General features: G+C 43.0%; 20 protein-coding genes and 2 pseudogenes. 7 read left to right on the forward strand and 15 right to left on the reverse strand.

Going from position 1 to position 24780, the window contains the following annotated elements; translation table 11 throughout:
- Positions 1–50: 50 nt before the first annotated feature.
- The gene (locus tag HCR01_RS00390) at positions 51–1019 is read left to right on the forward strand and encodes a glutathione S-transferase family protein (RefSeq protein WP_193193475.1); all 969 of its coding nucleotides are present in this window, start codon (positions 51–53) and stop codon (positions 1017–1019) included.
- A 229-nt stretch (positions 1020–1248) separates the two neighbouring features.
- Here the strand turns inward: HCR01_RS00390 and HCR01_RS00395 are convergent, their stop codons facing one another.
- Entirely contained in the window at positions 1249–1962 is a 714-nt protein-coding gene (locus HCR01_RS00395; RefSeq protein WP_193193477.1) for a Coq4 family protein, read from the reverse strand.
- 100 nt (positions 1963–2062) lie between these two features.
- Here HCR01_RS00395 and HCR01_RS00400 point away from each other — a divergent pair, with 100 nt between their 5' ends.
- Together HCR01_RS00400 and HCR01_RS00405 are read left to right on the forward strand one after the other, a co-directional pair.
- Complete coding sequence (locus HCR01_RS00400; protein ID WP_193193479.1) at positions 2063–2695, forward strand: TetR/AcrR family transcriptional regulator; 633 nt, start codon at positions 2063–2065, stop codon at positions 2693–2695.
- Between the two features lie 293 nt (positions 2696–2988).
- Positions 2989–3363, forward strand: coding sequence for a hypothetical protein (locus tag HCR01_RS00405; RefSeq protein ID WP_193193481.1), 375 nt, complete (start codon positions 2989–2991; stop codon positions 3361–3363).
- Positions 3364–3422: 59 nt separating this feature from the next.
- On the opposite strand, the gene cobT is transcribed toward HCR01_RS00405, so the two are convergent.
- The 3 genes from cobT to HCR01_RS00420 form a co-directional block, all read right to left on the reverse strand.
- Positions 3423–4595, reverse strand: a complete 1173-nt coding sequence (gene cobT / locus HCR01_RS00410) for a nicotinate mononucleotide-dependent phosphoribosyltransferase CobT (protein WP_193193483.1) — start codon at positions 4593–4595, stop codon at positions 3423–3425.
- Positions 4596–4674: 79 nt separating this feature from the next.
- Positions 4675–5415 carry a DUF2232 domain-containing protein gene (locus tag HCR01_RS00415; RefSeq protein ID WP_193193485.1) on the reverse strand — a complete coding sequence of 247 codons (741 nt, stop codon included), beginning with the start codon at positions 5413–5415 and terminating at the stop codon, positions 4675–4677.
- A gap of 14 nt (positions 5416–5429) precedes the next feature.
- A complete protein-coding gene (locus HCR01_RS00420; protein ID WP_193193487.1) occupies positions 5430–6131 on the reverse strand; it encodes a Crp/Fnr family transcriptional regulator in 702 nt (233 codons plus the stop codon).
- A 1022-nt stretch (positions 6132–7153) separates the two neighbouring features.
- Here HCR01_RS00420 and HCR01_RS00425 point away from each other — a divergent pair.
- Together HCR01_RS00425 and HCR01_RS00430 are read left to right on the forward strand one after the other, a co-directional pair.
- A complete protein-coding gene (locus HCR01_RS00425) occupies positions 7154–11206 on the forward strand; it encodes a hypothetical protein (protein ID WP_193193489.1) in 4053 nt (1350 codons plus the stop codon).
- 280 nt (positions 11207–11486) lie between these two features.
- Entirely contained in the window at positions 11487–12194 is a 708-nt protein-coding gene (locus tag HCR01_RS00430; protein ID WP_193193490.1) for a sugar transferase, read from the forward strand.
- Between the two features lie 78 nt (positions 12195–12272).
- Here the strand turns inward: HCR01_RS00430 and HCR01_RS00435 are convergent, their stop codons facing one another.
- The 6 genes from HCR01_RS00435 to HCR01_RS00460 all read right to left on the reverse strand — a co-directional run bounded on the left by HCR01_RS00435 (position 12273) and on the right by HCR01_RS00460 (position 18340).
- Positions 12273–13115, reverse strand: a complete 843-nt coding sequence (locus HCR01_RS00435) for a carbohydrate ABC transporter permease (RefSeq protein WP_193193492.1) — start codon at positions 13113–13115, stop codon at positions 12273–12275.
- 120 nt (positions 13116–13235) lie between these two features.
- Complete coding sequence (locus HCR01_RS00440) at positions 13236–13808, reverse strand: 5-formyltetrahydrofolate cyclo-ligase (protein WP_193193494.1); 573 nt, start codon at positions 13806–13808, stop codon at positions 13236–13238.
- Positions 13809–13876: 68 nt separating this feature from the next.
- Complete coding sequence (locus HCR01_RS00445; protein WP_193193496.1) at positions 13877–14821, reverse strand: GDP-L-fucose synthase family protein; 945 nt, start codon at positions 14819–14821, stop codon at positions 13877–13879.
- Between the two features lie 23 nt (positions 14822–14844).
- Positions 14845–15924 (reverse strand): GDP-mannose 4,6-dehydratase, encoded by a 1080-nt coding sequence (gene gmd, locus HCR01_RS00450; protein ID WP_193193498.1) that lies wholly within the window; start codon positions 15922–15924, stop codon positions 14845–14847.
- Positions 15925–16353: 429 nt separating this feature from the next.
- Positions 16354–17085 (reverse strand): sugar transferase, encoded by a 732-nt coding sequence (locus tag HCR01_RS00455; RefSeq protein ID WP_193194197.1) that lies wholly within the window; start codon positions 17083–17085, stop codon positions 16354–16356.
- Between the two features lie 112 nt (positions 17086–17197).
- On the reverse strand, positions 17198–18340 hold the full coding sequence (locus HCR01_RS00460; RefSeq protein WP_193193500.1) for a glycosyltransferase: 1143 nt from the start codon (positions 18338–18340) through the stop codon (positions 17198–17200).
- A 286-nt stretch (positions 18341–18626) separates the two neighbouring features.
- Between HCR01_RS00460 and HCR01_RS00465 the strand changes: the two genes are divergently transcribed.
- Positions 18627–19565 (forward strand): NAD-dependent epimerase/dehydratase family protein, encoded by a 939-nt coding sequence (locus HCR01_RS00465; protein WP_193193502.1) that lies wholly within the window; start codon positions 18627–18629, stop codon positions 19563–19565.
- A gap of 77 nt (positions 19566–19642) precedes the next feature.
- Here HCR01_RS00465 and HCR01_RS00470 read toward each other — a convergent pair.
- Both HCR01_RS00470 and HCR01_RS00475 read right to left on the reverse strand, forming a co-directional pair.
- Positions 19643–20161: pseudogene (locus HCR01_RS00470) on the reverse strand (Uma2 family endonuclease); the annotation flags it as partial.
- Between the two features lie 340 nt (positions 20162–20501).
- Positions 20502–20748: pseudogene (locus tag HCR01_RS00475) on the reverse strand (hypothetical protein); the annotation flags it as partial.
- A gap of 222 nt (positions 20749–20970) precedes the next feature.
- Between HCR01_RS00475 and HCR01_RS00480 the strand changes: the two are divergent.
- Complete coding sequence (locus HCR01_RS00480) at positions 20971–21852, forward strand: SMP-30/gluconolactonase/LRE family protein (protein WP_193193506.1); 882 nt, start codon at positions 20971–20973, stop codon at positions 21850–21852.
- A gap of 61 nt (positions 21853–21913) precedes the next feature.
- Here the strand turns inward: HCR01_RS00480 and HCR01_RS00485 are convergent, their stop codons facing one another.
- The 3 genes from HCR01_RS00485 to tkt form a co-directional block, all read right to left on the reverse strand.
- On the reverse strand, positions 21914–22321 hold the full coding sequence (locus HCR01_RS00485) for a PIN domain-containing protein (protein ID WP_193193508.1): 408 nt from the start codon (positions 22319–22321) through the stop codon (positions 21914–21916).
- The gene (locus tag HCR01_RS00490) at positions 22318–22620 is read right to left on the reverse strand and encodes a hypothetical protein (RefSeq protein WP_193193510.1); all 303 of its coding nucleotides are present in this window, start codon (positions 22618–22620) and stop codon (positions 22318–22320) included. Before HCR01_RS00490 ends, HCR01_RS00485 begins: the two co-directional genes overlap by 4 nt.
- Before the next feature lie 125 nt (positions 22621–22745).
- Positions 22746–24773 carry a transketolase gene (gene tkt / locus HCR01_RS00495; RefSeq protein ID WP_193193512.1) on the reverse strand — a complete coding sequence of 676 codons (2028 nt, stop codon included), beginning with the start codon at positions 24771–24773 and terminating at the stop codon, positions 22746–22748.
- Positions 24774–24780: the final 7 nt, after the last annotated feature.

Below are 24780 nucleotides of genomic sequence, written 5' to 3' on the forward strand. Positions count from 1 at the left end.
TATGAATTATTAGTTATGAATTATTTTGACTCTTGACCAAGGAGATAATTATGGGTTTAGGAATCCTTAAAGATGGTCAGTGGATATCTCAACGAGAGCAAGAAGACTCTAAAGGTAGATTTGTTCGACCATCAACAACTTTCCGCAATCAAATTACAACTGATGTTTCTAGTGATTTTAAAGCTGAACCAGGGCGCTATCATTTGTATATTTCCTGGGCTTGTCCTTGGGCATGTCGCACTGCAATTATGCGCCAGTTGAAAGGGCTGGAAGATGTCATTGGTTTATCGGTAGTTGCTGCGGAAATTGATCAAAATAGCTGGGAATTTACCGATGAACCAGGGAGCATTCCTGATACGGTCAATGGCACTCAGTATCTATGGCAACTTTATTTAAAGGCTGATTCTAACTACAGTGGACGAGTGACAGTTCCAGTTTTGTGGGATACTCAAAAACGAACAATAGTTAATAACGAATCCCGCGAAATCATTCGGATGCTCGATACAGAATTCAATGCTTTAGCTAAACAAAATATTAGCTTTTATCCAGAACATTTACAAAAAAGAATTGATGAAACGATTGATGCAATTTATCAACCAATAAATAACGGTGTGTATCGTGCGGGCTTTGCTACTACTCAGTCAGCTTATGATGAAGCTGTAACGGAATTATTTGCGGCTCTTGACCACTGGGAAAAAGTATTAGGAAATCAGCGCTATCTTTGCGGAAATCAAATTACAGAAGCGGACTGGTGTATGTTTACTACCTTGTTCCGCTTCGATGTAGTTTATTATGTGCATTTTAAATGCAACTTACGTCGGATTGTAGATTATCCCAATCTGTGGAATTATCTCAAAGAACTCTATCAGCTGCCGGGAGTTAAGGAAACTTGCAACCTTGACCATATCAAACGACATTATTACAGAAGCCATCCCCAAGTTAATCCAACTCGGATTGTGCCAAAAGGGCCGCTGATTGATTTTGACGCACCACATAATCGTGAGCAAATTAGTGCATAAGCATAATTTGTATTGCGCTTAATTAGTTTTAAATTCAACCTCAAATTTCTACCGTTTTACGTGAGCTCAGTAGGCCATTTAGTCATTTGAAATGCGTCAGATTAGGATAATCTTCTTTGATTTATGACTCACGGCTTACAACCTATTGGTCACGCTTAGCTTCACTCTGATTTTTATACTTTGAGCTGTGTCTTGTCGGTTGTGCGATCGCACTACCTCGATATTCAGACTATGAAATAGGTTGCACATTCATTTCTAATTGCCACACTGCAACTGGTTTTTCCCAAGCTTCCTCCCATTTTTGAGCAATAAGTGGTTTGGCTGTTTGCCCCATTTGCCATCCCTTGGCGATCGCGCCCAGAAGTGGAGATAAGACTTCAGGTTGGAACAGCGTGATGCTAATCAAGGCATTGGCGATCAGCATACTTGCAAGCGGTAGCTGAAACTGTGCCAGGTAGAAGGCTTGCAAACCAATTTCACCGATTTCACTGGTGTCGAATCCGGTAATAATGTGCCAAATATCGTGGGTTTGTTGCCAGCGATTTTCAACATAACTGGTATCCGAATCAATTTCGACTTCAGCCGCCAATGTCTGAAAACCTGACTGTTTCAAACTGCTAGCATAGGTGTAGCCCAACGAGTCCTTGGGATACTGCAACAGGGCTTCCAAATCATGCGGGGGAGCCATATAGCGTTCTGCAATTATTTCAGCGACTTCTGGTTTTACCTTCATTGCTTCAACGGCAACATGGAAAGCATGAGTGTTAACCAAACCAGTGCTCAACTTTCCAACTGCACCCAGATTTCCACTGTCGTCGATCAGCAGCGTCAAGAATGCTTTTGTTGCTTTTAACATCCGAAAAAAGTTTTTGGCGATTGCCCACATCTGTCCGCTCGTATTACCTTTGACTGGTTGCAAATACTCGGAATTCATAGACTGCATATAATTACCTCCGCCAGGTGGAATTGAAGTAAGATATGAACAATGTTCACATCTCTATAATATGAACATTGTTCACTTTTTGCAAGGATGATTTTTGGCGATGGTAAATGATCTTCAAAAGCCAGCAAAAATGCGGCGGCAACCAAAGCAGGTACGCAGCCAGGAGCGCGTCCAATATATCCTTAGTGTTGCCGAGCAGCTATTTATCGAACGTGGCTACGATCAGACCACAACAAGAGCGATCGCAACTCATGCAGAAGTACCCATTGGCTCGCTCTACCAGTTCTTCCCTGACAAAGAAGCGATTCTTAAAGCTTTGGCAAATCATTACTTTGAGCAGGAATATCACCTGTTTGTAGAACTTCATACCGAACTAGCAGAAGCCCCAATTGCGGTCTATGCTGAGCGCATGGTTGATGCTTTTGACCAGTTTGCAACCGATCATCCCGGTTATCGTGCGGTATTAGAACAATTGATCGATCTGATGGTAGTAGCAGATATCAATACCCTAGATACTTACGACCCACAGATTATTAAAGAACTTGCTCATTTTTTAGAACAGCGAAACCCATCTTTAGATAGAGCAAAGTGTGAATTAATTGCCACAACTATTGTGAAAGCTGTCAACGAGTTGCTATGGCTCTCTCTTACCCGTGATCAAATCTTCCGCGAACAACTCCTAGCAGAAACGAAAACATTGATTACAGCATACCTGCAAGCCTACCAAATTTAGGCACTACCCATACAATTTTGAAAAAAGAATGCGACAGATAGACCACTGTAGAGACGTTGCATTGCAACGTCTCTAGATTTAGCGAGTTTTTATGAGAATAAATGCCTAAAGATTCATTTTTCTCAATAAAATTGTTTATTGATGCTGAAAGTAAATATCGAGTTATGTCTAGAATTAAGGATTAAATTATCAGATTTACACAAAAAATTTGAATACTTAAATAATTCATAAGTAAGTTTAAGATTTGCAGTAAATTGAATAACATAGAGAAAATATGCGGTTAAAGGTATTAAATGGAGCCATTACAGAAGCAGATTATGACGTTGAGCCATAAACTGGATGCCCTCTACCAAATGATTGAGCAACTTGAAACAAAAGTTTCTCAAGCTTTATCAGAGTGTTCCTTAGCAAAAACACAACAAAGGGATAATTATCAGGAAAATAGTGAGGCTGGACGTTACCCTTTAAAGGGAAATATCAGTTCTAAGTCAGATTTAGAACACAAGGATGTATTGACAGATGGTATTTATCTAGACTTGAATCGTCAAGCTGGAGATCAAAGCTTAACACCAGAAATTCAAATACAAAGACTGACAGCGCAATTAACAGCAGCATACAATCGCATTGCAGCCCTAGAAGAACAATTACTCAGAGAAAGAATTCACTAATTAGTCAATAGTCAATATTTCAAAGATTTACCGGAAGCTGTTTTAGTCCGGTAGTTTTGTTATTGGCTATTGACTAGACACAAACGTTCAAATTGGTTTTCAATGGCTGCCAAAAGTTGACTTTGCTGCCAATCGTAGCTAAGATGGGCGGCTATGCAAGCGGCTCCAGCGCCCATACCTTCTTTCACAAAGCCCTGCTCATAAGCTTGGAATTGAGGATAACGAGAATCAGCAAAACTCAGTTGAGTTGCTAATAGAGGAGGAGTTCCTCCACTTTGAGTTAGGCTACTTTTGGCTAAGCTGAGGGCTAAATCAACCGTACCACCAGTAAGGTCTTCTGCTACCCAACGAGTTGTACCTACAACTACTTCTGTTGGTTGCCATGATAAAGAGTAAGCTTGAGCGATCGCACTCATCAAAGCATAAACCGCCAGCATTTGCGTCCCGCCAGCCAGCAAAACGCCACAACTACGACTAGCAGCGATCGCCATCCCAGCTACCACCACTTGCATCGGATCGCCCACTGCGGCAACAAGTTGTAGAGGATCTAAAGAATTTTGGATTTTGGATTTCGGATTTTGGAGATCTATCTTCCCCTCTGTTACTCTCATCTTCTCCAACCCCGCTTGTACTATCGCCCACTTTTGCGCGTGATTACAAACAGGATGGCTACTATTGACTTTTCCCGCTGCTTCTATACCCAAGCCAGTTAAAATCGCTAGGGCGGTTGTAGTGCCTCCAACGACGCACTCACCTAAGACCAAATATCCTTGTTGAATATTGCTAGCAAGGCTTTCTCCCCACAGTAATCCTTGCTCTAACAAATGGCGTACCGTTGTTAATTCCATAGCAGCGCCTTCACTTAAACACCTAGCAGGAGTGCCACCCAAATCAATTGCTGGCACAGCAGGAGATTGAGGTAAACCAGCATTAAATAAATAAACTGGTATCTTGAATGCCTCAACAACAGCGCGAGAAATCAGCACAGGCGAAGCCCCCGCCGCCAGTGGTGGAAGGGGATATTGAGGCTTTCGTGCAGAACCGTAATACAAAAACTCGGCATCAGCACAAGCAGTATATTTGCGATCTTCAGGAGTTCGACCGGCGGCTGAAATTCCTGGAATCAAACCAGTTGCAGTAAATCCTAAAACGCAGGTAAATACAGGTAAACAACTGCGATGCCGTCGCAGCCATTCTTCACCCTGTTCTATTTGGGTATAAATACGAATCATAAGTTAAGGGTCAAGGGTTAAGGGTCAAGGGTCAAAGTTAGCTACTCTGGACTTTTGACTTTTGACTCTGGACTTTGGACTAACCTTCATAATCCATGAGGACTTGTACCCAATTTGGCGGGCGAGGAATGGGATTTCCCAAGCGATCAAAAAGTAGCCATGCTGCTAGGTGTACCACAAATAGGTAAACAAAGTTGTTGAGTATGATTAAAGCGATCGCGCCTACTTGAATTAAAAATACACTAGGACTCGCTAATAAACCTAGCTTCAGAAATATCCACTCGATGAATTCCGTCACCTGGGTAATCAAATAAATCCACAGGTCTTCACCCGACAACACAGACAGCAACCATAGCCGAAAAAAGACCCCTAAAGTACCTAGCAGCGTACCCAAGATGATGGAAACAATCCAGGGAACACGACGACGATACCAAGTCGCCCCCAAAAGCACACCCATAAACCCAAAGGGCATGATAAATAGTAAACTACGAAATGGCCCCATCAGTACTGCCAGCAGTAGCCCAGAGGTGAGAGCTGCCATCCATGCCGCTCGTTTACCCCAACGCAGATAAACTAGAGCGATCGGTATTGGAAAAAAGATCCGTAATAATGGGCCCAGCGGAAAATAGAAATTAATAAACCAAATCAAGCTAGCAGTACTAGCTAAAAATGCTGTTTCCACCATTCTTAAGGGCGCATCCGATTTTAATTGGGGATGCGTCAACTGCGCTTGTGTATCTGACCATTGATTTAGGGAAGCTTGGGATTCAGTCGATGGATCTTTCTCCGGCTCATCTGGCAGAGAATCTAAAATGCTCATATTCTGACAAGTTGTTAAACTATCATTCTTTCCAAAGCTGACAAATCGGGAATACAAATAGTGTCCGGATCCCGTTTAATCAACCCTTTTTTTTCTAATCTTGTCAATACTCGTGTCACTGTTTCCCGCGCCAATCCACTCAAACTACTCAATTCTCGGTGAGGTAAATTAGGAATTTCGGTGCCTGTATGCCCTTTTTTTCCTTGACCTTCTGCCAAAAATAGTAATGTGTCTGCCACCCGCGATTGGCTATCAGATTCCCGCAACCGCAAGCGGCGATTTACTTGCCGCAAACGTCGTGCCATCAGTTGCGATAATCGGACTCCCGCCAAGGGTTCTATTTGAAGTAACTTGACAAAATCCTGAGCAGGCATACTACCAATCACCGTAGGGGTAAGAGTAATTACATCGGTAGATCGAGGTACTTCATCTAAAGCCGCCATTTCACCAAATAATTCCCCCTTACCGAGAATATTCAGCGTTACCTCTTTGCCTTCCATGTTGTAGGTGCGAATTTTGACCCATCCATCCCCAATAAAATACACAGAACCACCCCAGTCATTTTCTAGCAGAATCACTTGATTAGCTGGGTGAGTACGGGTAACAAGATGGGTCAGGGCTGGTTCCACAACAGCTTCGGGCAACCCTTGGAAAAAGGGAGCCGACGTGATCATCCAAGGATTAGCGGGTGCCTGCAAGCTATATCGGTCTTCCATTACAACATCTTTATTTAAGCGGCTATATACATAAAAAACAAGAACACCATTTTCAGCCTAAGCTATCAAAGCACAGCCCCTTTCAAAGATAAAACTAAACTATCCTACACAAGAAAGCGACAAGAACGTTTTTCTAAACAACCTTTTATAGGTTTACAAAAAAGTCAAAGTTTTGCAAAAAGTTGTTTATGACCCGCTGAAGTGTTTCTAAGCGGCTAGCTGCACTGCAAATTTGGTTACTTAAAAATATAGACAGACAAAATCAATGATACTCAAGCTAGTAAATTTTTGCTCACGTATTTTAGCGGTTATCAGTAATAAAGAACTAGGTAAAACAAACCATTTTGCTATCTAATTACCGAAACGGTGCTGAGTATTGTTAGCGTAGCAGGGCATGGCCCGTGCTAAGTAAAGACGAAGCTACCGAAGTTCTGAGCGCGATGTTGCCTCTCGGCAGTAGTAATACAGACCATCAGACTTCTCTTTGCCCATGCGGTTGTCTCCTCAGCATTGATGAGATACTCAGCATTACTTAATTTATAGGTATACTATTTAGCTTAGTAACCGTCGAAGTAGTATTTACTGAGGTTATCAATTTGGTATCGGTATTCCAGCGTTCATTAACAAAGGCAGTTTGCTTGATTGTTGCATTTTTTTCTATGTTTTATGCTATTAAGTCCGTGTGGTTGTAACATTGGCTATTTAGTGAAAGAACACAGTGCCGTGTAAACTGCCGCGCTAGCGGAACCGCGGAATATTGTGTGTATCCCCAGACTACAATTAGCTGTCAAGCTAATCTTCTAGACCAGATGCTAATTAACGATTACTAAGACTCCCATCAATCGATAACATAATGGCAGTCAGAAGTTTAAGCAGCGGTGAAACAGCTCTGTACCCCTAGGTCGAAGCAAGCTAAGCGCAGCATCGACCACAGGAGAAAAGCTTTTACCACTCAACACTTCGGTAATTGTGAAGTAATTCCCACACTGGTTGACGTACAGTTCTAGCTAAGGTGATTTAAAGTGACTTTCCGCGCAGATGAAACTCAAAAACTGATTGCAGACATTGACAACTTACTTACCAGCGGTGGTAAGCGCCTATCTAGGTTGCTGTCTGGTCAGGCGCAAGAGCCTAAAGAAGTTTTACAACGAATTCGTGAATTCTTAGTTAAGCTACAAGATGAGGCATTAGAAAGCGCCACTCAAAATCAGTCTTCTGGACAGCTAGTATCGCCTTTGTTGGCGAGATTTATCGATCAAGGTAACAACCAGTCTTCACTATTAGAAGACGAACCCGATCAAGAGCAGAGTACTGTTGGGGCAGAACAATTAAAGAGTGAATTTTCTGGATTAATACAGCCCTTGCGAGCAGAATTAGAAGGGTTATTGCAAGAGCGAGCAGCTCTCGTCCAAGAAATTAGACAGCTAGAGCAAAGGCGATCGCAAAACTACTCTTTAGCACAGCAGTTGGCAAAACAGGAGCAGATGATTTCTGAGTTTTTACAGGTACTCATGAGTCGCCTTGTGCCAATAACACCACACTTAGCACAGAATTTAACAGATTCTCCCAGTTTCTCAAAAACAAGCAATAGCGCGAACCTAGAACTAGCAACCTGCGAGCCACAACCTTTGTTAGAGTCACCAGATCGCGTCGAACGGTTAACGCAGTTGTCCAAGGAGTTAGATCAACGCTTACTATCACTAGATGGGACTGTAAATGTTGTTTTTGAGGCACTACAACGCAACATTAATACATATCACGAATCTTTATCGCAAGCACTAGCAAGAATGCATAGCAAAGGAGTGCAAGGCGAACAATTGATGACGAGTTTTCTCAACAATGTGACCCAGTATTTGCAGCAACAATCCTCTACTCAGCCATCTTTCCCCAGTTTGGAAGCTGAAACACCAGTTCCATCACCATCATTAGCTGATTTAGTAGCAGTACCAACTGCTAGCAGTACTGAGGTTGTACCCCAAGCTTCAGATTTTATCCAACCAGAAATATCCTCTCTGGTAATTAATTCCGATCAACAAGATACTGCCAACATAGAGGATTTAGATGCTGTACTATTGCAACTTGGTGTAGACTCGCCTGAATCTGATGCAAACTCAACTGAATTACAGCAAGATAATTTTGAGTTAGGTGATGAAGTAGACCAACTTTATGCCAGTTTGTTTGGTACTAGCAATGTTATAGGCTCACCATCAGCGTTGGGTATCGCTGAAAGCTCACCTCAACCCCCAACCAATCAACTGCAACAAGCGGATTCTGCAATTACAATGCCAGATCCTTGGTCTGATGTGCCAGAGGCGGGTTTTTTAGAGCTGAACAACCCTAACCTAGAAGAAACCCAAGAGGAGCCAGTACAAGCCACAACATCATCACAGTCACAACAGCCATTGTTTGAAGAGGATACTTTTCTAGCCGCACCTGTTGGTTTCTTTACCTTGCCCCAAGAAGAAGTTTTGGCAATAGACAGTTTACCTGTGCAACTCCGTGTTCAGCCAGCCATTGCTGATACAATTACAACTTTGACTGATTTATTGACGGATGCAGGCAGTGAGCAGCAACAGTTGGAAGTATCATCTTCTGTGAATAATCCAGTAACTACAGAATCAGAGGGAATTGCGCGTGACTTGCCAATTGCCACATCGGAAGTCGTAATTCACGATGACACTCAAGAACATTTTTTAGATTATTATATTCCTGCTTCGCCACACGAAAATTTACTTTCTTCTGAGGAAACTCAGACTCCTTCTTTACCTAATATTTCCTTGAATGAACAGCAGTTGCAGCAATTAGATCAGGATTTGGCTAACTTTGATCGGCAACTAAATTCTGAGTCACAGCCTGCCACTAACTTAGATAATTCTCAGGAAGTAGTTGGTAAAAAGCAAGACACGCACCGCTCAACTTCTCCTCAAGCTGAATCTCAGTCCAGGCAGTTATTGCCAGAAATGCAGACACCAGAAAATTCTGCAACTCCTGCTGTGTCTTACTTGGCAGAGCCTCAGACAGAAGCTAACTTAGACATTAGATCAAAAACTGAAAAAAAAAAGCAAGTCACAAATCCTGTTCAGGAAAGCTTTTCAAGTTCAATTTCCAACTCAATAAATAATCCAGAAATTCAACTCAATGTTCTAGAATCAGTCTGGTATTTAGGAATTGATTTGGGTACAACTGGAATTTCGGCAGCACTGTTAAATAGTTCCAATTTTGTTGTGTATCCTATTTACTGGTCAGCAGAAAAACAACCGGGAACAACTTCCTTTCAGCAATCGTTTCGCTTACCAGCAGAGGTTTATTTACCTGCGGCTTCTGTGCCTCATGGAGAAAATGAAAGCATTGAAGCACAGGAACAAACAGCACCCGCGGCTGTTGCTCAGGAGAAAGTCCCTGACCACTCAGCTACTATTTCAGCACCAGATCCAACGAACAATCTTTACTCGGCGCAGTTGAAACCCTATTTGCAAGTAGCCATTCCCTACAAGAGTGAACAACAAAAATGGGAACCTGTGTTGCAATTAAATGAATTTTCTGCTGGCCCTTTGATTTGGGTTGTCAGATCGCTCTCGAAGCTGCTATTGACTCTCAAGTGCGATCGCACCAGTACCACCCCTGGTTTAGTTGCGGCTGCTGTTGGTATTAACGAACAAACTTTTCCAAAGATTATTAATAACATTGCTGGTGTGATCTGCACCTGCCCATCTAGCTGGTCGGAACAATATCGCTTCAATGTGCGGGAAGCTGTATTAACTAGCAAACTTATCCAACATCCCCAACAAGTCTTTTTCGTTGAGGAAGCGATCGCTAGTCTATTGCCGCAACTAGATAGTGCTAACGGTGAACAAGTACAATTAAGTGAGCGTCAGGGTTTACGTCCGACAAGAACCAGCGAACATCCTCTTGTTGGTAACACCCTCGTGATTAACATTGGAGCAACTGCAACAGAAATGTTACTGGTAGATTTACCAGAAAGTCTGGTGCAATTGACACATAATGATTTCATGCTCCACAGTTTTGCCTATGCAGGTAAAGGCATTGAGCAAGACATTATCTGCCAACTGTTATTACCACCAAAATCTCGGCAATCACGCGTAGAAACACAAGGCGATAGCAAAACTATCAGCAGTAACCCTTGGCAATGGCAACCAGCTATTCCTGGTTTAGACCAAATGCGCTGGCATAGTTTGGGGTTAGAAGAATTAGAATTACCTAGAGTTGGGGAACCAGATATCACCGCTCGCATTCGGCTCCAGCAGCGTCTAGAGAGTTCCCTTCTGGGACAGGCGGTATTGGATGCAGCGCTTGCTCTGAAGCTAATTTTGCAACACCAAGACTCTTTTACCCTGGAATTAGCCGATCAGCGGTGGATTTTGCAGCGAAGAGACTTAGAAAGCCAGGTGTTTATCCCGTTTGTCCGCCGCCTGAACCGAGAATTCAATAAGTTATTGGTAGCTCGTGGTATACCCACAGAAGCAATTAATCAAGCTATCCTCACTGGTGGCGTAACTTCTGTAGGAACGGTGAACCGTTGGCTACGGCAAAAACTCCCCAACGCTAAGATTATTCAAGATTTATATCTTGGCGAAAATGGCGCTCCTTGTTGTAGTCAGGTTGCTTATGGTTTGGCGATGCTACCTTTGCATCCCCAGGTTTTAGAAATACCCAGGCAACAGTATACTGATTATTTCCTGTTCACAGAATTACTGCGGCTTCTGCCAGACAGACCCCTATCTTTCGGTGAAATTATCCAGTTATTCGAGAGCCGTGGCATTAATACCCGGACTTGTCAGCAACGCTTACTGGCTTTCTTGGAGGGTGAACTACCTCCAGGTTTGATACCTTCGGTGATAGACTCAACCTGGCTCACCCACAGTTCTCAGGGAAATTCTGACTACAAGGCGATCGCCAATGCACCACTTTTTGAAAAACAAGGTAGTCTCACCTATCGTCCGAATTCTCAACAACTGTTTTGTCTGCGTCACTATCTAGATATGATCAAAGCTAGCAATCAACAGTCATTGGAGGAACCTTATACGGTGAATTTCGTTTTAGAGGTTGATCATTAAGAATAATGTCTCAGGACAGTCTGATCTTCAAGAAATATGCAAACCACAACGCGCAGCCTTGCCAGTAAAACTAATTTTTACTCCTAAGTCCGCGCGTTATTCTAACATTTGTTGTTTTTATTTTAAGAAATAAAACTAGAAATTTAAAATCTACCACTTTAATTGTAAGATTCTGTAAACTTTAAGGTTTCGGTTTTTAGCTGGTTACAATATTGTCTATATTAACACTCAGTAGAAACTCAGTAGAAACGACAAAACAAGTAAAAACCGAATAAAAATCATGTCTATGTCTACTTTTACTACTGACACAAAAAGCCCTGTTGTGGATCAGTTAGCACTTGTGAATCATCTTCATTCAGTTAATCTCTTACAACAGCCTTTACACCCCTCAACTGTAAGCACTACAAAACGATTAATTGATATTCTGGGAGCCATTGTCGGACTGAGTATCACACTTATAGTAGCAATTCCTGTAGCGATCGCTACTGTTTTTAAAGATCCAGGCCCAATATTTTATTCTCAAATTCGCTGCGGTCTGCATGGAAGATCCTTCCGCATGTGGAAATTCCGTTCCATGATCGTCGGTGCTGATAAACTCAAGCATTTAGTCAAAAACCAAGCCAAAGGTCACATCTTTAAATCTGTTGACGATCCTCGTATTACTCCTGTTGGCAAATTTTTACGCCGCACTAGCTTGGACGAATTACCCCAATTTTGGAATGTTTTGGTGGGAGATATGAGTTTAGTTGGTACTCGCCCACCCACCCCTGATGAAGTTATGCATTACGAACCGCACCACTGGGAAAGATTGCGAGTCAAACCAGGTATAACCGGAGAATGGCAGGCTCATGGTCGTTCTAGCATTAAAGATTTTGAAACCATTGTCAGCATGGATATAGCTTATCAGCGCAAGTGGTCTGTAGCTTACGATCTGAGTCTGATTCTTAAAACTATCTGGGTGGTATTAAAAAAGAATGGTGCTTATTAAGTTGTTTTAACTCTCATACTGATTCAAAATTCAACAGTTTAAATCCAAGAATTTTTGGAATTCTTGGATTTAAACTGTTTAACCCTTAACCCCGCTACCAGTTTCAGTGGGTACAATATAACGTTGTAAAAATAAAAATAGTAGTAGTACTGGAGCGATCGAAATTATTGAGCCAGCGGCTACCAATCGCCAGTCAAGAGAAAACGTACCTGCTAGTTTTGCAACTCCTAAAGGTAGAGTGTATAAATTTTCGTCTTGGATGACAATTAAAGGCCACAAAAAGTCACTCCAAGCGCCAATAAATACAAAAATAGCTAGGGTAACTAGTGCTGGGCGAATTGCTGGTAACATCACATGCCACCATAAGCCTAACTCAGAACTGCCATCCATACGGGCAGCTTCTTCTATTTCTTTAGGGACACTCATAAAAGCTTGCCGCAATAGAAAAATGCCAAAGGCAGAAGCTAAACTAGGAAAAATCATCCCCAAATAAGTATTTCTCAAACCCAACTGAACCGTCAAAATGTAGAGGGGAATCATCACAATCTGGAAAGGAATCATAATTGTAGAAACGATCGCAATAAAAATCCAGTCTCGCCCTACAAACGACAGTCTTGCCAACGGGTACGCAGCTAAAGCGCAAAATAATAGGTTCAAGCCAACAGTCAGCATAGATACTACGGTACTGTTATACAAGTACTGTCCAAAAGGTAGAGAGTTCCACACGCTAGAGAAGTTATCAAGTGTGGGTTGACTTGGTAGTAACTGCGGTGGCGACTGCAATATATTTTCTGTTGGCGATTTTAAAGCTGTGCTGATTAGCCATAGTAATGGAAAGAGTGTTACTAGTGCGATCGCTCCCAATAATGCATACATTCCAAGAATTTGTAGTCGTGAATTTTGGATTTTGAAATTAACCATCTGACTAAATTTGCGGATTTTACTTTTTATGCCTATTGGACGTATTTTGTGATTAGAAAAAGGTGTACGTGTGGCGTGCGATGAGATTGAGAGACAACTGTTGTGCAAGGCTACTGTTTTTTAAGAGTTAACCCAGCCAGTTTCAGTAAAAACATTTTTTAACGGTTTATCCCAAGGTTCAATAGGTAGTTGGGGTAAATAGGCAAAATTAAATACAATTCCTATGGTTGGTTTTGTAACCCACTCAGTTGAACTGAGTAGGCGATCGTAATATCCTCCGCCATAGCCTAGGCGATATCCTTGATGGTCACAAGCAACACTGGGGACAAGAATTAGATCCACTTCAGCAGATTCAACTTTTGCAGTGTTGGGATGGGGTTCGGTAATTCCATAAGCGCCAGTTTGCACAGAATCTTCAGGTGTCCAAATATGCCAATGAAGGGACTTACCAACACAGCGAGGAAAACCCCAACGGTATTTAGTATCTGCAAATAGTGGACTGAGGTCAGGTTCTTGACGAAAGCTGAAGTAAGCAAGTATTGTTTTTGCTTGGGTGAACAAAACAGAAGTTTGCAGATGAGAGCAGATGCGATCGCTTTTTTCTCTCCACTCTCGGACGGGCATTGATTGACGTGTTTGGAGCAGATGACGACGTAGTTCTACTTTACTTAATTGAGGATCAATGTTGTCCATAAAATTCATGATATCAAAACAAATAAGGTGGGCATTGCCCACCTTACACCACCCTACATTAGTACTTGTTATGCAGCGTGTTGACGATACCATTCAATCGTATTCTTTAGCCCTTCCTGGAAGCTTACCTGAGCGGTGAAATTGAAGGCTTGCTTTGCCCGTTCTGTATCTAAACAGCGGCGGGGTTGACCATTGGGTTTGTCAGTTTCCCAAACAATTTTACCGTCAAACTCCATCAGTTCGCAGATGAGTGTAATTAAATCGCGGATGGAGATTTCATAACCCGTGCCCAGGTTAACTGGTTCCAAGTCGTTGTAAAATTGAGTACCCATGACAATTCCTCGTGCCGCATCCTCTGAGTATAAAAACTCGCGGGTAGGACTACCATCACCCCAAACTGGGAGCTGCTTTTCTCCTTTAAGTTGGGCTTCGTGAACTTTACGAATCAACGCTGGAATGACGTGGGAACTTCCGGTGTCAAAGTTATCTTCTGGGCCGTATAAATTTACTGGCAACAGATAAATGCCATTAAAATCGTACTGCTGGCGGTAAGATTGCAATTGGACTAAAAGCGCTTTCTTAGCAATTCCGTAGGGAGCGTTGGTTTCCTCTGGATAGCCATTCCACAGGTCATCTTCTTTAAATGGCACTGGGGTGAATTTGGGATAAGCGCAGATTGTGCCAACACAGACAAATTTTTCTACTCCAGCTTGATAGGCAGCATGAATTAGCTGGGTTCCCATGATCAAGTTATCGTAGAATAACTCTGCGGGTTTTTCCCGGTTAAGACCAATACCACCGACGTGAGCAGCTAGGTGAATAATTATGTCTTGTTGGTCAACTGCACGTTGGCAATTTTCCCATACACGTATATCACACTGACGCGATCGCGGTATTGTAATCTTGTCATGGTCGGCCCCTGCCTTACACAGCTGATCTATCACCTGACGACCTAAAAACCCCGCTCCACCGGTGACGAGAATCCGTTTACTTTGTAGTTCTAAGGCAGTCATATTGTTATCCTCAGCAGTGTGAATCAAAAGTGGAGAGCGCCCAGTTCTTGACGAGTAGTAGCAATATCATGTGGAAATTGAACACCATTCCCATTGGGTAAGGTGTGACCCAAAGCCTGTAAATCTGCTTCCACCATCAGAGCAACTAGTTCTTTAAAAGTTACTGACGGTTTCCAGCCTAACTTCTGCTGTGCCTTGGTAGGATCGCCAATCAGCAAGTCCACTTCAGATGGACGAAGATACCGCTCATCAAACTCTATATAATCTTGCCAGTTAAGATTTACATAACCAAATGCCAGTTCCAGGAACTCCTTAACTGAGTGAGTTTCACCAGTAGCAATTACGTAATCGTCTGGCTGCTCTTGCTGCAACATCAGCCACATTGCTTTAACGTAATCCTTCGCATAGCCCCAATCTCGCTTGGCGTCAAGATTACCCATGAAGATTTTTTTCTGCTTACCTGCAACAATTCTGGCTACTGCTCTGGTAATTTTGCGGGTTACAAAGGTTTCACCTCGTCGTGGTGATTCGTGGTTAAAAAGTATACCATTGCAAGCAAATAAACCGTAAGATTCGCGGTAGTTTATTGTTTGCCAGTGGGCGTAAACTTTAGCACAAGCGTAAGGACTGCGTGGATAAAACGGTGTTGTCTCGCTTTGAGGTACTGCTTGTACCAAACCATACATTTCCGAAGAACCCGCTTGATAAAACCGCACTTGAATTCCAGTACGTCCTTGATAGTCACGAATTGCTTCTAACAAACGCAGTGTTCCCATTCCTACTGCATCCACCGTGTATTCTGGTGAATCAAAGCTAACTCTTACATGGGATTGAGCGCCCAAGTTAAAAATTTCTGTTGGCTGAACTTCTTCTAAAATACGGCGCAGCGTTGTACCATCCGTCAAGTCACCGTAGTGAAGAAACAACCGCACACCTTCTTTGTGAGGATCTTCGTAGATGTGATCGATGCGGTCTGTGTTAAAGGTAGAAGTTCGGCGAATTATGCCATGAACTTCATAACCTTGCTCTAGCAAAAACTCACTCAGATATGAACCATCTTGACCGGTAATACCAGTAATCAACGCTCGCTTCTGTTGCGTCATGCTCAATTATCCCTCGTTGTCTTCGATGAAAAAGTTACAGTCAATCTGATACAACCTAGCAGTTAATTGCTAAATTGCCTAATGGGAAACATACGAGTCCTAGTTGATATCAGAACTTTGCCGTAAATAAATATACTTAATAATAAGTAATTTAACAAGTAAACCTTATCTAAATTAAATAAATATTCCTGAGAAAGTGTGTATATTTTTTTGATTTTTGCTGAAACTTTATACAGCTTGGGTTTTTGTGAAGGCTGAATAAATTGGGTATTTAGATTGACCAGAGGCTATTTTGTTACTAAAAAGACCTTATGTGTGTTTAAAAATGAGAACACGGACGTAAATAATCTTATGTCGCAGTTCATTCGATAAAAGAATTATTGTTCTTTGGGGCATTAACTGCCCCACAAAATCACCCTAAGTAGTTTCTCAGTATGCTCCGTTATTTTTGGGCATAATGACCACATCGATAGTTTTCAAGATGATCCATAAATCGAGCCAAAGATTCCTAAATTGGACATAATGCAGGTCTATTTGGACTCGCCGAGGATATGGAATATCATTACGCCCAGACACTTGCCACAAGCCAGTGATTCCTGGACGAATTGTCAAAATCTCTTCGATGTGACAACCGTATTTTGGTAGTTCTTCCGCTACTAAAGGTCGCGGGCCGACAACACTCATATCCCCTTTTAAAACGTTCCAGAACTGGGGAAATTCGTCTAAGCTAGTAATTCGCAAGAATCGACCAATTTTTGTAATTCGGGGATCTTGCTTGAGCTTAAAACTGGTTTCAAATTCTTGCCGCAGCTGAGGGGATGTTTCCATCATTTGGATGAGAACTTCATCGGCATTGCTCACCATTGTGCGGAATTTAATACAATTAAAGCGTTTGTAGTTTTTGCCGACCCGTTCCTGGACGTAAAAAATCGGGCCTTCTGAGCTTAAAGCAATTAGCAAGGCCAAGATTAAGTAAATGGGGAGGAACAAAATCAACACCAACAACGAAAACAATATATCGAACAGTCGCTTGGCAAACTCTCCGTTTAAACCCTGAAAAGACAAACCTTTGGGTTTAACCCTAGGCGTCTTTGTTTTTTGACCACGTTTTAAGAAAGTACGCGATCGCTTGCCGGAGAGGAGTGAGCTCTGGGCAGTCATCATACTCCTTAACAATCCACACCACACATAGTCCCAATCTTAAAGCCAAAAGGAGGTGCTTCTGGAGGTAAATTGCCAAAAGCCTACAAAACAAATCAGCAAATCTAGACCATCACTCCCAGGAAGGTCTTTTTGCGTTGCACTTTTCTAAAAAATCTAGGTAGCGTTCTGCAAAGATTTGTGGCGAAAACTGCGCGGCGTGCGATCGCATATACTCAGGATTGAACAAACCCTCATGCATTTCAAACTTTTCCACTGCTGCAACTAAAGCTTCCTCTGTTTGTGTTCTGAAGAATACACCGGTTCCTGTATCCCCACAGGAACGAATATCTCGCACAGTTTCTAGAGCACCTCCTGCAGCATAAGCAATGACTGGAGTTCCACAAGCTTGCGCCTCCACTAAGGCAATGCCAAAATCTTCACAAGCTGCATACACAAACGCCTTGGCATTAGCCATATATTTTTTTACCACATTATCGGGTTGCCATCCTAGTATTTGAATATTAGGATTTGCTATCTTGCGAATTTGGTTCATTTCATCTCCTGTACCAATTACGACCAATGGTCGTTTTAGTTGATTAAAAGCTTTGACAATCAAAGATACTTGTTTGTAACTCACTAGCCGGGAAACTATGAGGTAAAAATCCTCTTTCTGAGGTAAAAATGGAAATTCCTCAATATTTACTGGTGGGTAGATGACTGTTGCTTCTCGCCGATAGCAACGCCAAATTCGACGAGATGTATACTGGGAGTTAGCAATAAAGTAATCAACGCGATTCGCGCTTAATACATCCCATTGGCGCAAACGATGCAATAAGTATCGCGTTACCCACCCAGGTAAACCACTACCCAGTTTGCTGTGGCGCAGATAATCAAAGGTCAAGTCCCAGGCGTAGCGCATAGGGCTGTGACAGTAGCAAATATGCAACTGTTCAGAAGTGGTGAGGATTCCTTTAGCAACAGCATGGGATGAAGACAGAATTACGTCATACTGCCGCACATCCAGTTGTTCAATCGCCAACGGCCACAAAGGCAAATATTTTTGTACACCGTTGCGGGCGTAGGGAAAGTGCTGGAGAAACGTGTTACCAATCTGACGCTTGTATAAATAACTTTCAGGATTGCTGGATTCAAAGTCGATGAGGGCATACAAATCAGCATTGATGTGATTCAAGATTTCCCGTACAACGAGTTCTGAACCGCCGGTGGCTTTAGGCGTCAGCCACTCATGAACCAAAGCATATTTCAAGGGCACAGCTAACTTGAATAGATGGAAAACACTTAGGTAATTTATGAGGTTAACTGAAAAGTTTCCCGTTGTGATTAATGAATGGGAAGCGCCCCAGATTAACTCTAAGACGTAATCCTCCACTCAGAGGTTCCAGAGGGATCTGTAACCTGATAACCTCAAATTGGGGATTGGGTATCGGGTATTGGGTATTGGGTATTGAGAAGAGTTTATTTTTTACCTCTTTCCCAGTTCCTAGTCCCCAGTCTCTAGTCCCTAGTCCCCCGACAACTAATATGGGAACTGGGAATTTATGCGAATTCTGATTATGGGTGGCACTCGGTTCATTGGTGTTTACCTGACTCAACTACTGGTGGAACAAGGACATGAGGTGGTACTGTTCAATCGTGGCAATCGTCCAGCACCTTCCTTGCCGGAAGTAGGACAAATTACAGGCGATCGCACTGACGCAACTCAACTAAAGGAAAAGTTATCACAAGAAAAGTTTGATGTCATTTTTGACAATAACGGACGGGAACTTACTGATACTCAACCACTAGCAGAAATTTTTCAAGAGCGCGTAAAACATTTTGTGTATATGAGTTCTGCGGGAGTGTATCTTAAATCTGATCAATTACCCCATGTAGAAGGTGATACCGTCGATCCTAAAAGTCGTCACCGGGGCAAACATGAAACAGAAGCTTATCTAACGCAATTGGGATTACCCTTTACCTCCATTCGGCCCACATACATTTACGGGCCCCGCAATTATAACGAGTTAGAAAGCTGGTTTTTTGACAGAATTGTGCGCGATCGCCCCATTCCTATCCCTGGTAACGGATTACATATTACTCAGCTAGGTCATGTGAAAGACCTAGCAAAGGCAATGACTCAGGTTATGGATAATGAACAGGCAGTTGGACAGATTTACAATGTCTCTGGCGATCGCTTTGTCACTTTTGACGGTTTAGCCCGTGCTAGTGCTGTTGCTGCTGGCAAGTCACCTGATGCTGTGAAAATTGTCCACTATGACCCGAAAAAGTTTGATTTCGGCAAGCGTAAAGCTTTTCCAATGCGGGTGCAGCATTTCTTTGCTTCAGTGAATAAAGCCATTACAGAATTGAGTTGGCAACCGGAGTATGATTTAATTTCTGGTTTACAAGACTCATTGGAGAATGATTATTTGGCTTCCGAGCGGGATAAGGCTGATGTCGATTTCTCTGTGGATGAGGAAATTTTGCAAGCGTTGTAAACAACACGATCAAGGCACAACAATGTTGTGCCTCTACTGATGCGATCGCCGCCGACGAGGCGTAGCCTATCGCACCCTCATACTTCATTGGGGTCAATGCCCAACTCTCGCAGTCGCGCAGCTAATTGCTCAACCCTTTGGCTTTTCTGTTCTATCTGTTCTACTGGAGTGGGAACCCAATTCCCAGTTGCATCTTACCAGCGTAGCCACAATCGCTCAATCCCTTGGTAGGAACCTTGCCATAGTCCTAAACCCAGCTGCAAACCAGGCATCCATACCCGTGGTGTACTTAAGTTCAACTCGCTGTAACGATCTGCAACTAGTTGGAAGGCTTGTAGCTTGTCGGTGTAGCGGTCAAACACAACGTAGTAGGGAACTCGCAAAACTCGCTTATAAACTTCCCACTTCGTCGGTGGTTGGTTAATTTCCCGCAGGGTTTGTCCTAAATCTTCTTTTTCAGTTCCAGGAGACAGCAATTCTACTGCTATAAAGGGAGCAACTCCTTCTTGCCAGATGACATAACTTAGACGCAAGTTCTGCTGTTCATAAATAGGACTTACGCACTGAAGCCTGAAACCCTGATCCCCTCTAACCCACGCCAGTCGCTCCACTTGGGGAGACCCCATCGCATGATTGCGTCTCCCCAACTCTTGGAGACGCTACTTCGCGTTGGGAGAAGACCGCGCTGGCTCCCCTTAAAAAGGCTACGGTGTACACACAAGTCTTTTAGAGTTGCCCCACAGGCTTTTGATCCCCCCAACCCCCCTTCAAAAGGGGGGCAAAAACCTCTCAAAGTCCCCCTTTTGAAGGGGGATTTAGGAGGATATACAACGATTTTGGTTTTGTACACAGATGTGTGTACACCGTAGCCTTAAAAAGGGGGGAACGTGTAAAGCCCCCTCTCTAAGGGGGTTGGGGGATCTGAGTGCGTAAGTTCTGATAAAGACGCGAAACTCCCACAGCAGCTAAACCAGTCTGGGCGTTTGTACCACAGTGTATGGTCACTAGCAACAAATACCTGGTCTGGTGGATAGTTGGGTGTAGCGAAAGTATCTCCCAAAAGTCGGGGTTGAAAAATGTGAAATTCGTCAGGCAAGCCTAGTTCCTCTGGGTCTTCACTAGGAAGATCATACATGGTAGGTAAAACTTCTTTGGCAGGACGAGGAGGATCTGTTTGATACATAAAAGTCAGAAGTTACAAGAAAAATTTTTTCTTGTACCTGCGGAAGACGCGATCAATAGCGTTTTTATTTTTTACTGTAAAGTGAGCGTGTTATTTTCTTCTGTATTGCTCAGTTCACAAGGTTTTCTAACTATTGAATATATCAATATCAGTGGATTGGTGAAAAAGACCTGTTGTTAATGAATCGTGTAAATGTTACTGAAATTATTGTCTGTTGATAATATGACTGATGTTTTACAGTATCCACTCCAAAATGTTTTAGAGGCGCGTGCTCGCTTGGGTGAAGGGCCAATGTGGGATTCGACACAAAAGCTACTTTACTGGCTTGATATTTACAATCATCGAGTGCATCAGTTCCATCCTGCCACAGGAAATAATACCTTTTTTGATGTAGGAGATGTGGTAGGAGCGATCGCCATAGCAGGTAAAAATCGATTAATTATGGCGTTACGTCATCATCTGGCTTTTTTTAACACTCAGATAGGTGTAGTAACTCCTATCCTCGAAATTGAAGCGGATTTGCCGGATAACCGTTTCAACGATGGCAAATGCGACTCTCAAGGTCGTTTTTGGTTCGGCTCAATGCATTGTTTGGAAAAACCGCAGGCTAGTCTTTATCGCTATGATCCTGATGGCTCATTGCATGTGATGGAAACGGGATTAACTATTTCTAACGGTCTGGGATGGAGTCCTGATCAAAAGACATTTTACTTAACCGATTCTCCCCAGCAAAAGATATATGCTTATGATTTTAATTCAGCAACGGGCAGCATTAGCGATCGCCGCATTTTTGTTGATTTAACTGGTGAGTCATTTTATCCCGATGGGTTGACGATAGACAGTGAAGGACATATCTGGTCAGCGATGTGGGATGGGTGGTGTGTAATTCGTTTCAATCCCCAAGGTGAGGAGATATTGCGGATCAAACTACCTGTACAGTTGCCAACAAGCTGCACCTTTGGTGGCGAGGATTTACAGACGCTTTACATTACCACAGCCTCGGTTGGACTCAGCCAAGCGGAAATCGAAAAAAGTTTCTACTCTGGCGATGTGTTTGCTCTCCAAACTGACGTTACTGGATTGCCTGCCTATAATTTTAAATAATTAAATCAATGGAACTAAGTCAGATATTGCTTCAATAGTCTTTTACTTAACTAGCCCAAACTCAATATTCTATTCTTGCCCAATTTTCTAAATTAATACCCTGAACTCTGAGCAAGTGATAATCATTAGAGACTAAGATTAATCCGCGGGCGATCGCTGTTGCTATCAGTATATCTTGTTCTTGAATGGTAAAACCCCTGAGTTGTAAATCCACATAGATTTCACATGCTCTTTCAATAATTTCTAAATCATCTATTAACAAAATTTTATATATTTGACAGAATTTATTAAAATCAACTAACTGTCTGGTTGCATTGATAGCTAAAAGACCTCGTTTGACTTCATAGTAAGTTATACAACTAATAAACACATCTTGTTTCAGCCGACGCACTTCTCGAAATTTTTTGTTTACAGTTGCATTTCTCTTCAAAATGTAAGTAACAATATTTGAATCTAGTAAATAACTCACCTTATCGGTCTTCCTTCTACAACTGCATCAAAAATGGCTATTTGCTCAGGTGTTAAATCATTTAACGTACCTGAAGCTGCCTCTAAAATTAAAATACTATCAATTCTATCTATCAAATCATCATCTTTAATTTCCCTCATTTCTTCAGGAGAGAACTGCTCAAATAGTTCTACCAACATTTCTATCATTTCTCGTTGGTTTAACTTGACTTGATATAAACTATTACCTTGAATTAGCTTTTCAACAATTGGCGAGATCCGGTTAAAGAGTTCTTGATGATAATTAGCAACTTCTGGCATTATTTCCTCTGATTAATTAACTAATTACCCCAATTATAAACAATCCTCCTCCGCGTCCCTCTGCGTAAAAAAAAGGGCGGACTTTTCAGCCCACCTTACAAAAATAAGAGAATATTCCGTTGCTATTAACCCAACAATTGCTTAGCCTTAGCTAACACATTATCAACGCTAAAACCAAACTTCTCTAGACAAACACCGCCTGGAGCCGAAGCACCAAAGCGATCAATACTAACGCAATCGCCTTCAATGCCTACATACTTGTGCCAGCCGAAACTAGCAGCAGCTTCTACAGACAGGCGCTTGGTGACAGCTTTAGGCAGAACAGACTCCTTATAAGCCGCATCCTGTGCATCAAACAAATCAGTTGAGGGCATGGAAACAACACGAACTTTCTTACCTTCATTGGTGAGTTTTTCGGCTGCGGTGACACAGAGGCTCAACTCGGAACCAGTGCCAATCAGGATGATATCAGGCGTACCCTGGCTATCCACTACTGTGTATCCACCCTTCGCTACGCCCTCAATCGATGTACCTGCTAAATTGGGGACATTTTGACGGGTGAACGCCAATAGAGTGGGAGCATTTTGCTTCGCTTTTTCGATCGCTACTTTGTAAGCGCCAGAACTTTCGTTTCCGTCTGCGGGGCGAATTACCGTTAAATTGGGAATGGCTCGCAGGGAAGCTAAGGTTTCAATAGGCTGGTGTGTTGGGCCATCTTCACCTTGTCCAATGGAGTCGTGGGTCATCACCCAAATCGTGCCAGCTTGAGACAGGGCGGATAAGCGGATGGCAGCGCGCATGTAGTCGGTGAAGATCAAAAAGGTAGCGCCGTAGGGAATTAATCCCGAAGCGTGCAGCGCTATACCATTGCAGATTGCGCCCATTCCATGTTCCCGTACACCAAAGTGGATGTTGGGGTTTTGGTATTGCCCTTTTTGGAAGTCGCCTTTGCCCTTGACTTCGGTAAGGTTAGAGTGGGTTAAGTCAGCTGAACCACCAATTAACTCAGGTAAAACCGTCGCCAGTTTATTGAGGCAGGTTTCCGAGTGCTTGCGGGTGGGTAGTCCTTTGTCTTCGGGGGTGTAGGTGGGTAGTACCTTATCCCAACCGTCGAGGAGTTTGCCGCTAACGTAACGTTCAAATTCAGCCGCTTCTTGGGGATATTTCGCTTTGTAGTCGGCAAATGTCTTGTTCCATTCAGTTTCGTAGCCTACGCCGCGCTCTACTGCTTTATGCATGTGGTTGAGTGCGTCTTGTGGAACTACGAAAGGCTCATGTTCCCACTTCAATTCTTTGCGAGTCAAGGCAACTTCGTCCGCACCCAGAGCAGCGCCGTGAACGCCGGCGGTGTTTTGCTTGTTGGGTGAACCGTAACCGATGGTAGTTGTTACCTTAATCATGGTCGGTTTATCAGTGACAGCTTTTGCTTCGGCGATCGCCTTTTCAATTGCCGCTAGGTCTGTATTACCATCTTTGACATGCAGAACATGCCAACCATAAGCTTCAAATCGCTTAGAAACATCTTCGGTGAATGCCACATCTGTGGAACCGTCGATGGAGATGTGGTTGTCGTCGTACAGAGCGATGAGTTTGCCTAATCCCAAGTGTCCCGCGAAAGAAGCAGCTTCGCCGGAAACTCCTTCCATGTTGCAACCGTCACCCAAAATTACGTAGGTGTAGTGGTCAACAATTTTAGCATCGGGTTTGTTGAATTTTGCGGCAAGATGTGCTTCCGCCATTGCCAAACCGACTCCATTAGCAATTCCTTGACCTAAGGGGCCGGTGGTGACTTCTACGCCTGGGGTCATGAAGTTTTCCGGGTGTCCGGGGGTTTTAGATTCCCACTGACGGAATTGCTTGATATCCTCAATCGATACACTGTCGAAGCCTGTCAGGTAGAGCAGGGCATACTGCAACATCGAGCCATGACCAGCAGACAAGACAAAGCGATCACGGTTAAACCACTTGGGATTTTTGGGGTTAAATCGCATGAAGCGATCCCAAAGGACAAAAGCCATTGGAGCCGCCCCCATTGGCAGTCCTGGATGCCCCGATTTTGCTTTTTCTACGGCATCAATAGCCAAGAAGCGAATCGAGTTAATACAAAGTTCTTCGAGGGAAAGTTCTTTGAGGGATTGGGTTGCAACAGTCATAATCTCT

Source organism: Nostoc sp. MG11 (assembly GCF_014904695.1).
Classification (GTDB): domain Bacteria; phylum Cyanobacteriota; class Cyanobacteriia; order Cyanobacteriales; family Nostocaceae; genus Komarekiella.

Coding starts and splice junctions, on each gene's coding strand:
- HCR01_RS00480 (WP_193193506.1), top strand. CDS start 20,971: ATGACTGATGTTTTACAGTATCCACTCCAAAATGTTTTAGAGGCGCGT.
- HCR01_RS00415 (WP_193193485.1), bottom strand. CDS start 5,415: ATGAGCATTTTAGATTCTCTGCCAGATGAGCCGGAGAAAGATCCATCG.
- HCR01_RS00465 (WP_193193502.1), top strand. CDS start 18,627: ATGCGAATTCTGATTATGGGTGGCACTCGGTTCATTGGTGTTTACCTG.
- HCR01_RS00420 (WP_193193487.1), bottom strand. CDS start 6,131: ATGGAAGACCGATATAGCTTGCAGGCACCCGCTAATCCTTGGATGATC.
- HCR01_RS00400 (WP_193193479.1), top strand. CDS start 2,063: ATGGTAAATGATCTTCAAAAGCCAGCAAAAATGCGGCGGCAACCAAAG.
- HCR01_RS00445 (WP_193193496.1), bottom strand. CDS start 14,821: ATGACTGCCTTAGAACTACAAAGTAAACGGATTCTCGTCACCGGTGGA.
- HCR01_RS00430 (WP_193193490.1), top strand. CDS start 11,487: ATGTCTATGTCTACTTTTACTACTGACACAAAAAGCCCTGTTGTGGAT.
- cobT (WP_193193483.1), bottom strand. CDS start 4,595: ATGATTCGTATTTATACCCAAATAGAACAGGGTGAAGAATGGCTGCGA.
- gmd (WP_193193498.1), bottom strand. CDS start 15,924: ATGACGCAACAGAAGCGAGCGTTGATTACTGGTATTACCGGTCAAGAT.
- HCR01_RS00440 (WP_193193494.1), bottom strand. CDS start 13,808: ATGGACAACATTGATCCTCAATTAAGTAAAGTAGAACTACGTCGTCAT.
- HCR01_RS00490 (WP_193193510.1), bottom strand. CDS start 22,620: ATGCCAGAAGTTGCTAATTATCATCAAGAACTCTTTAACCGGATCTCG.
- HCR01_RS00435 (WP_193193492.1), bottom strand. CDS start 13,115: ATGGTTAATTTCAAAATCCAAAATTCACGACTACAAATTCTTGGAATG.
- HCR01_RS00455 (WP_193194197.1), bottom strand. CDS start 17,085: ATGACTGCCCAGAGCTCACTCCTCTCCGGCAAGCGATCGCGTACTTTC.
- HCR01_RS00395 (WP_193193477.1), bottom strand. CDS start 1,962: ATGCAGTCTATGAATTCCGAGTATTTGCAACCAGTCAAAGGTAATACG.
- tkt (WP_193193512.1), bottom strand. CDS start 24,773: ATGACTGTTGCAACCCAATCCCTCAAAGAACTTTCCCTCGAAGAACTT.
- HCR01_RS00390 (WP_193193475.1), top strand. CDS start 51: ATGGGTTTAGGAATCCTTAAAGATGGTCAGTGGATATCTCAACGAGAG.
- HCR01_RS00405 (WP_193193481.1), top strand. CDS start 2,989: ATGGAGCCATTACAGAAGCAGATTATGACGTTGAGCCATAAACTGGAT.